7 protein-coding genes and 1 pseudogene are annotated in these 9,139 nt (G+C 66.1%); all 8 read left to right on the top strand.

Annotation, left to right across the window (positions count from 1 at the left end; translation table 11 throughout):
- A partial coding sequence (locus tag AC1DYX_RS23640; RefSeq protein WP_477263387.1) for a glucuronate isomerase occupies positions 1–646 on the top strand: 646 nt, incomplete at its 5' end.
- A 17-nt stretch (positions 647–663) separates the two neighbouring features.
- Positions 664–2,262 carry a UxaA family hydrolase gene (locus AC1DYX_RS23635; protein ID WP_477263385.1) on the top strand — a complete coding sequence of 533 codons (1,599 nt, stop codon included), beginning with the start codon at positions 664–666 and terminating at the stop codon, positions 2,260–2,262.
- A gap of 18 nt (positions 2,263–2,280) precedes the next feature.
- The gene (locus AC1DYX_RS23630; RefSeq protein WP_477263383.1) at positions 2,281–3,708 is read left to right on the top strand and encodes a tagaturonate reductase; all 1,428 of its coding nucleotides are present in this window, start codon (positions 2,281–2,283) and stop codon (positions 3,706–3,708) included.
- Positions 3,709–3,919: 211 nt separating this feature from the next.
- Complete coding sequence (locus AC1DYX_RS23625; RefSeq protein ID WP_477263381.1) at positions 3,920–5,215, top strand: MFS transporter; 1,296 nt, start codon at positions 3,920–3,922, stop codon at positions 5,213–5,215.
- Positions 5,216–5,356: 141 nt separating this feature from the next.
- A complete protein-coding gene (kdgK, locus tag AC1DYX_RS23620) occupies positions 5,357–6,289 on the top strand; it encodes a 2-dehydro-3-deoxygluconokinase (protein WP_477263379.1) in 933 nt (310 codons plus the stop codon).
- 40 nt (positions 6,290–6,329) lie between these two features.
- Entirely contained in the window at positions 6,330–7,055 is a 726-nt protein-coding gene (locus AC1DYX_RS23615) for a GntR family transcriptional regulator (protein ID WP_477263377.1), read from the top strand.
- A 154-nt stretch (positions 7,056–7,209) separates the two neighbouring features.
- Positions 7,210–8,448 carry a hypothetical protein gene (locus AC1DYX_RS23610; RefSeq protein ID WP_477263375.1) on the top strand — a complete coding sequence of 413 codons (1,239 nt, stop codon included), beginning with the start codon at positions 7,210–7,212 and terminating at the stop codon, positions 8,446–8,448.
- A 381-nt stretch (positions 8,449–8,829) separates the two neighbouring features.
- Positions 8,830–9,139 (top strand): annotated as a pseudogene (locus tag AC1DYX_RS23605) (FAD-dependent oxidoreductase); the annotation flags it as partial.

The following is a 9,139-nucleotide window of genomic DNA, read 5'->3' as shown; positions in this document are numbered from 1 at the left end:
ACTGGACGCGATGTTCGCCAAGCGCATCGCGGGCAACCTGCTGTCCGATCTCGAACAGGCGCAATACCTGCGCGGCCTGCTGGAAGCCCTCGGTACCGTATACGCGAAATTCGACTGGACGATGTGCTTCCACATCGGCGCCATGCGCAACAACAACCAGCGCATGCTGCAAACGCTGGGCCCGGATACCGGCTACGACTCGATCTCGGACATGACGACCAGTAATGGCCTCGTCGCGCTGCTGTCCGCGCTGGACGCGCACGACCAGCTGCCAAAGACGATGCTGTTCAACCTGAACCCGGCAATGAACGAAGTGCTGTCGACGATGATCGGCAACTTCCAGGACGGCAGCGTGGCCGGCAAGGTGCAGTTCGGCCCGGCCTGGTGGTTCAACGACCACAAGCTCGGCAATCTGAACCAGCTGCTCGCGTTCGGCAATCACTCCGTGCTCGGCATCTTCGTCGGCATGGTGACGGACTCGCGCAGCTTTGCCTCGTACCCGCGCCACGACTACTTCCGCCGCCTCGTCTGCCGCCAGCTGGGCGAATGGGTCGCCGCCGGCGAATATCCGGAAGACTACGACGCCCTGGCCACGATCGTGCGCGGCATCTGCTACGAGAACGCCAAAAACTACTTCAAGCTCTGATAAGCGAAGCCAGCAACATGCAAAAAGTAATCTGCATTCATCCGGACGACAGCATGCTCGTCGCCCTGACCGACCTCGCACCGGGTGACGTCGTGACGTGGAACGACGAGAACATCCTCGTCTCCACGCCCATCAAGACCAAGCACAAGCTGGCGCGCCGGGCCTTCGCCGAGGGCGAATTGCTGACCATGTACGGCGTCGTCGTCGGCAAGGCCACGCAACCCATCCGCAAGGGCGAAGCCGTCACGACGGACAATCTCGCTCACTACGCCTCGGAAGTCGAGATCGGCGAGTCGAAACCGTACACCTGGACGCCGCCCGACGTCGCCGACGTGAAGGACGCCGCGTTCGACGGCGTCGTGCGCGCCGACGGCCGCGTGGGTACCGCCAACTACTGGCTGATCTTCCCGCTCGTGTTCTGCGAGAACCGCAACGTCGAGCACCTGCGCAATGCGCTCGAAGGTCCGCTCGGCTATGCGACGAACGATCTGGCATCGCTCACGTTCCAGCTCCTGGGCGAGGACATGGAGACACCGAAGCCCGTCGTGCGTCCGTTCCCGAACGTCGATGGCGTGCGCATCATCACGCACAACGGCGGCTGCGGCGGCACGCGCGCCGACGCGCGCTCGCTGTGCAAGATCCTGGCCGCGTACGCCGACCACCCGAACGTGGCCGGCATCACCGTGTTCTCGCTGGGCTGCCAGAACGCGCAGATCGGCATGTTCAAGGATGCGCTCGCGAAGCAGAATCCGGACTTCGACAAGCCCGTGCTGATCTATGAACAGCAGCAGTGGGACAGCGAAGAGAAGATGATGAAGGCCGTCCTGCAGGACACGCTGTCGCACCTGAAGGAAGCGAACAAGGTCACGCGCCGGCCGGTGCCGCTGTCGCACCTGAAGATCGGCGTCAAGTGCGGCGGCTCGGACGGCTTCTCCGGCATCTCCGCCAATCCGGCGATGGGCTATGTGTCGGACATGGTCGTCGCGGTCGGCGGTTCGTCGATCCTCGCGGAATTCCCGGAACTGTGCGGGGTGGAAGCCAGCCTGATCGAGCGCTGCGTCGAGGACGACGACAAGCGCCGCTTCCTCGGCATGATGCGCGACTTCGAACAGCGCGCGCTGGCCGTCGGCACGCATTTTGCCGACAACCCGAGCCCGGGCAATATCCGCGACGGCCTGATCACGGATGCGATGAAATCGGCCGGCGCCGCGAAAAAGGGCGGCACGTCGCCGATCGTCTCCGTGCTGGACTACGGCGAGCAGACCGACAAACAGGGCCTGGCGCTGCTGTGCACCCCTGGCGGCGACGTGGAATCCGTCACCGGCATCGTCGCATCGGGCGCGAACGTCGTGCTGTTCTCGACGGGTCTCGGCACGCCGACGGGCAATCCGATCGTACCCGTGCTGAAAATCTCGAGCAACAGCCGCGTGGCCGCGAAGCTGGCCGACCTGATCGACTACGACTGCGGCCCCGTCATCGAAGGCAAGCCGCTGCCCGACGTGGCGAAAGGCCTGTTCGACATGGTCGTGGACACGGCCGGCGGCAAGTACAAATGCAAGGCCGACCGCCTGCAGCAGTACGACTTCATTTTCTGGAAGCGCGACATTTCACTGTAAGACCTGGAGAAGAACAACATGAAACAACTTCGTCGCACCGCGCCGTACGCGCTGCCCGTGAAAATCCTGCAGTTTGGCCAGGGTAACTTCATGCGCGGCTTCTTCGACTGGCAGATCGACCTGCTCAACGAGCGCACGGGCCTGGCCGCCGGTGTCGTGGTCGTGCGCCCGCGCGGTGGTTCCAGCACACCGCTGCTGGACGTGCAGGAAGGCCTGTTCACCGTGCTCGTGCGCGGCCTGGACGAAGCCGGCCAGCCCGTCAAGGAATACCGCACCGTCGCCTGCGTGCAGCGCGAGATCGACCCGGCCACGATGTACGCCGATTACCTGGCCCAGGCCGCGAACCCGGACCTGCGCTTCATCGTCTCGAACACGACGGAGGCGGGCATCACCGTCAACGACACGGACCGCCAGTCCGACGCGCCGCCCGTGACGTTCCCGGCCAAGCTCGCGCAACTGCTGTTCGCGCGCTACCTCGCGTTCGATGGCGCCCACGACAAGGGCGTGATCCTGCTGCCGTGCGAACTGATCGACAAGAACGGCGAGGCGCTGAAGAACGCGGTGCTGCACTATGCCCGCCTGTGGAACCTGCCGGCCGGCTTCGCGGCGTGGGTGGGGGATGCCTGTACGTTCTGCAACACCCTCGTCGACCGTATCGTCACCGGCTACCCGGCTGCGGACGCCGCGCAGATCGAACAGGAACTGGGCTACGCCGATCCGTTCCTCGTCGCGGCGGAGTACTACTACCTGTTCGTGATCCAGGGGCCGGCCTTCGTGGGCGAGGAGCTGAAGCTGGCGGGCGCGAACCTCAACGTCAGGCTGGTCGACGACATCACGCCGTACAAGAAGCGCAAGGTCGGCATCCTGAACGGCGGCCACACCACGCTGGTGCCGGTGGCGCTGCTGGCCGGCCTGGAAGCGGTCGGTCCGGCCGTGGACGATCCCGAGGTCGGGGCGTTCCTGCGTGCCGCCATCGACGAGGAGATCATCCCGGCGCTGGAAATGGATCGTGCGGAGCTGGAGGCATTCGCGGCCGACGTGCTGCTGCGCTTCCGTAACCCGTCGATCCATCACCGCCTCGCGTCGATCGCGCTGAACAGCTGGAGCAAGTTCGCCGCGCGCGTGCTGCCGCAATTGCTGCGCTACACGGCGCTGAACGACGGCCGCCTGCCGCGCCGCCTCGTGTTCGCCATGGCCGCGACGATGGTGCTGTACCGCGGCGGCGTCATCGAACTCGCCGACGATGCCGCTACGCTGGCGTGGTTCCGCGCCGGCTGGGACAAGGTGAATGCAGGTGAATGGACGCTGGACGACCTGGTCCGCGGCTGGCTCGCCCATGCCGCGCTGTGGGGCAGGGACCTGAACGACGTGCGGGGCCTGGCAGCACAACTGGCCGCCGACATTGCCGGCATCGACAACCAGGGTGTGCGCGCACTGTTGAAGTAAGAACCTGTCCCGGTAGGGTGCGCACCCCTGTGCCCACGCGAACGCTCGTATACCGCATCCGTTACGCGTGGGCACAGGGTGCCCACCCTACTTGGATAGGCTTAAGGCCGGGACGAACCATCCGGAAAAAGAAGGCCGTGGGGCGCAGCGCGCTCCCCGGCACGGGATGTTGCGCGCCCAAATATCGATCGTTGTTATGCAGGAGGCATCGATGAGCAAATTGAAAGGCATGCGCTGGTGGATGGTGGGGCTCGTCACGCTCGGGCTGATCGTCAACTACCTCGCGCGCAATACGCTGTCGGTCGCGGCGCCGACCATGATGGCCGACCTGCACATCGACACCCGGCAGTATTCGTACATCGTCGTCGCGTGGCAGGTCTGCTACGCGGTGATGCAACCGGTCGCCGGGGTCGTGCTGGACGCGATCGGCACCAAGATCGGCTTCGCCGTGTTCGCGTTCGCCTGGTCGCTCGCGTGCGCCTGCGCCGCGCTCGCCTCGGGCTGGCAGAGCATGGCGTTCTTCCGCGGCCTCCTGGGCCTGACGGAAGCGGCCGGCATCCCGGCCGGCGTGAAGGCGACGACGGAATGGTTCCCGGCGCGCGAGCGCTCCGTCGCCATCGRCTGGTTCAACATCGGTTCGTCGATCGGCGCCCTGTGCGCGCCGCCGCTCGTCGTGTGGGCGATCCTGCACGCCGGCTGGAAGTCGGCGTTCGTCATCGTCGGCGTGCTGGGTATCGCGTGGACCTTGCTGTGGGCCGTGTTCTACAAGCACCCGCGCGACCAGAAGCGGTTGYCCGACGCCGAACGCGACTACATCCTCGCCGGCCAGGAAGCGAAACACCAGGACGGTGCCGCGAAAGCCTCGTGGCGCGAGATCGTGCGCAACCGGAATTTCTGGTCGATTGCCATCCCGCGCTTCCTGTCCGAACCGGCGTGGCAGACGTTCAACGCGTGGATCCCGCTGTACATGGCCACCGAGCGCCACATGGACCTGAAAGAGATCGCGGCCTTCGCCTGGCTGCCGTTCCTCGCCGCCGACATCGGCTGCGTGCTGGGCGGCTATCTGTCGCCGATTGTCCACAAACACCTGAACGTGTCGCTGTTCGATTCGCGCAAATGGGTCGTCGCGTTCGGCGCCTTCTGCATGATCGCCCCGGGCTGCATCGGCCTCGTGGCGAGCCCCTATGCCGCGATCTTCCTGCTGTGCATCGGCGGCTTCGCGCACCAGACCCTGTCCGGCGCGCTGTACGCGATCACGTCGGACGTCTTCGGTAAACACGAAGTGGCAACCGCCACGGGCCTGGCCGGGATGTCCGGCTACCTGGGCGCGACGCTGTTCACCCTGTTGTTCGGTATCCTGGTCACGCACGTCGGCTACAGCCCGATGTTCGTCGTGCTGGCCGTATTCGACGTGCTGGCGGCGATCGTCGTGTGGACGCTGATCCGCGAGAGCGGTCCGCGTCCGCCGCTGAAAGTGGCGCCGTCGGTGTCGACGGCCCGAACCTGATGCCGGGTGCGGCACACCGGCCGCCCGGCCCGGGCCGGCTTTCGATAAACGCCTGGTCCGGGTATCATCCGGGGCCCGTGCGCTTCTCGGCGCCCGGCCATCAAAGGCTGCATACATTACACTGGAAAACAAGGACAAGCGATGGAAGCACAGACCGTCTACGCGATCGGCGAATGCATGATCGAGCTGCAGAAGAGCGGGGAGGGGAGCACGATGGATTACCGCTTCGGCGGCGACACCCTGAACACGGCCGTCTACATGGCCCGCCTGCTCGATCCGGCCACCGTGCAGGTAGCCTATGTGACGGGCCTGGGCGTGGACGGGATGTCGGCCGAGATGCTCGCCGCGTGGCAGCGCGAAGGCATAGCCACGGCCTGCGTGCAGCGCCTGGCCGACCGCCTGCCCGGCATCTACATGATCGAGACCGATCCTGATGGGGAGCGCCGCTTCCATTACTGGCGCCGTGATTCCGCCGCGCGCCACTGGCTCGAGGCGCCGGACGCGGGCAAGGTGCTCGTGCAGCTGGCCGCCGCGCGCATGGTCTACCTGTCGGGCATCAGCCTCGCGATCCTGTCCCCGGCCGACCGCGAACTGCTGATCGCGGCGCTGGCCGGTTGCCGCGCGGCCGGCGGCACCGTCGTCTTCGACAACAACTACCGTCCCCGGCTGTGGGAAAGCCCGGAGACGGCGCGCGAGGTCTACGGCCGGGTGCTGGCGCATGCGGACATCGCGCTGCTGACCCTGGACGACGAGGTCGCGCTGTATGGTCCGGCGCAGGCGCGCAGCGTGATCGAACGCACGCGCGCGCTGGGCGTGGGCGAGGTGGTCGTGAAATGCGGCGGCGACCCGTGCGTGGTCTGGCACGACGGCCAGTTGCACGAAGTGGCGCCGGAGCCGGTGCGCGACGTGATCGACACGACGGCCGCGGGCGATTCGTTCGGCGCCGCCTACATGGCCGCGCGCCTGTCCGGCAAAGGGCCGGAAGACGCGGCGCGCGCGGGCCACCGCCTGGCCGGCACCGTGATCCGGCACCGCGGGGCGATCATCCCCCGCAGCGCGATGCCAGCGATCTGAAACGGACCACCGCACGCCGGGTTTCGCTACACTTGCCACCATGAACACTCAAGTGCCACCCACCGGGTCCGACGAGGCCGACAGCGCGATGAGCGCGTCGCGCCGCGTCTATCTGTGCCTGCGCCGGCGCATCGTCGAGATGGACATGCTGCCCGGCACACGTGTCGTGGAGCGCGACATCGCCGAGGAGTTCGGCACCAGCCGCACCCCGGTGCACGAGGCCGTGCAGCGCCTGGCCGACGAGGGCCTGATCGAAATCGTCCCCCGCTCCGGCACGTTCGTCGCCCGCATCCCGCTGGACGCCCTGGAAGAAGCCAACCTCGTGCGCCATGCGCTGGAGACGGCGATCATCGAAAAGGCGGCGGAGCGCGTACAACCGGCGGACGCGGCCCGGCTGCGCGACATCCTGGCCGAGCAGGAAGCCGCCATCGCGTCCAGCGATTTCGGCAAGTTTCACCGCACCGATGAACGTTTTCACGCGCTGCTGGCCGAGCTGTCCGGCTATCCGGGAGTGTGGCCGATCATCCAGCAGGCCAAGACGCAGATGGACCGCTACCGCCAGCTCACGCTGCCGCTGGAGGGCCGCATGCTCGGCGTGCTGGAGGAACACCGCGCCGTCGTCGAGGCGATCGAGGCGCGGAATCCCGAAAAGGCCGTCGCCGCGATGCGCGAACACCTCGACCATGTGATGCCGGTGCTGGAAATTACACGGAAACTGCGCCCGGAATTCTTCACCTCCCACCTCGACAGCCGTCCCGCAAGGTAGGAACGCCGTGTGTCCCAGGCGCGTGTCAGGGCATGACACCGCCGCCGCCCACTGGTCTGCCGCCCGGCAACATCCTCCACGTTGCGCGCGGCCGGCTTGGGCGGCGCGCGACCGGGTGCTACCATGACGACTTGTTCACTTTCATCAATCAGCCATGCCCAACAACAAGCGCCCGGCCAAGGGCCCGAAACCCGCAGTCAAGTCCGCGGCCAAACCGGTGGAGGCTGACCCCGATGCGCTGGCCCAGAGCCTGGTCGACCTGGCGCTCGAGATCAGCGAGCGCGAATCCCATGACGCGTCCACCATCGCGGCGCGCCAGCACGATCTCACGGTGCTCGTCCGGCGCATGCTCCGACGCAAGCACGACGACGTGCTGTACGGCGCCATCGAGCTGGCGCGCCATACGGACCCCGAATGCTGCCGCCTGCTGCGCGAACGCGTGGAAGAGGAGGCCGCCACGTTGCACGTGCGCGGCGACGACAGGGATGGCAACGACGCCGGCGAACTCGAAGTCGATGCCTTCATGATCCCATTGTTCGCACACAGCACGGGCGGCCTGGTGCAGGACGACGTGTTCCGCGACGACGCCGACTTCGAGGCGCTGATGGACAGTTTCCGCCAGTCCGGCCTGGCCAGTGCGGCCACGCGGATCGTGCTCGTGCGTCACCTGTACGACCTCGATGCCGTCGACCGCATCCGCTACAGCGACCTGCAGGAGATGATGCGTGAAGCCTTCCAGGCGATGCGTTCGCGCAAGCTCGTCGCCACGCCGGCCATCGAGTCCAGCATGCGCCCGTGGATCGGCGGCGACTACGAACCGGACGACGAGGCGATGGAGCTGCGCTTCCTGCTCGGCTTCGCGCTGAAGCCGGTCGACGACCCGTTCTACCACGTCCCGGCTGGCGAGACGGCCGCGGACGCCTATTTCGAGGGCCGCATGGCCCGCTACCGCATGTGGGCGGGCGGCGTGGCGCCGCTGTTGCAGCGCTGCCTGTCGCGGCATCCGACCGACCTCGAGCTGAATTTCCTGTACCAGGACCTGTTCTACGGCGCCAAGGAACAGGGCGTGGCCGAGTTGTCGATGCTGGCCACGCTGGCGGAAGTCAACCAGCGCGTTGACGAGCAGAAACATTCTCCCGACCGCATCAAGGCCGTCGTCGCCCCGCTGGATGCCGGCGGCGTGCTGGTGCTGCGCATCAACCTGTACCCGCTGGACGGCGGCGCGCCGCTCGCCACCATCGATAAGCCGCTCGACCTGGCCGCCGACCTCGAGACGGAACTGGACGACCTGTGCGACGCGCTCGGCACCGTTGGCCTCGACGGTGTGCTGCTCGCGCGCGGGTTCGACGCCGCTGGCGAACCGGAAGGTGCGGAACCCTATCTGCCGGCCTGATCCGCAGTTGTTTCATCCTCCGACCGCGCCGTCCGGCGCGGTCATCTCTCTCTCAAAATACCCGTACACCGCTGCGCGTGCATGATCACGCCAGTCTTTATGATGCGATTTCGTAGTGCTTTTTCCTTTGTCCGCGTAGGAGGGAACCTACAGCATTGGGGTGTCGAGCGAGCTCTCCTAGGGAGACCTGGACCACGGTGGTTTTAAGCTATATATCCCTAGAAATGTTGCGATGCATAAATGAAAATCTTAAGAAATTTGCATGATAGGATTCACTGGTCCGGCATCTGATCTGTCGGTGTTTCCCAGAGCATCGACGCATCGGATGGCGGACCTTGAATCCAGATCAACTAGAACGCCCCGAGGCGAAAGGAAATCAACATGCCGACCCTGATCGTGTTTTGCCATCTGCGCTGGGACTTCGTCTTCCAGCGCCCCCAGCACCTCATGACTCGCCTGGCGGAACACTACCGGATCCTGTTTGTCGAGGAACCGGTATATGACGAGGGCGAGGCGCACCTGCAGAAGAGGGCCGTCGCGCCGAACATCATGGTGTGCCAGCCGCATGCCGGCATCCAGGCGCCCGGCTTCCACGACGACCAGATCCCCACGCTGCAGATGCTGCTGGCCGACCTCGTCCCCGAAGGTGAGCGCCCCGTCGTCTGGTTCTACACGCCGATGGCCCTGCCGC

The sequence above is a fragment of the Massilia sp. P2_C2 genome (assembly GCF_056404615.1).
Note: the sequence above shows the minus strand (reverse complement) of the source record. Positions and strands in the feature narration are given on the sequence as shown.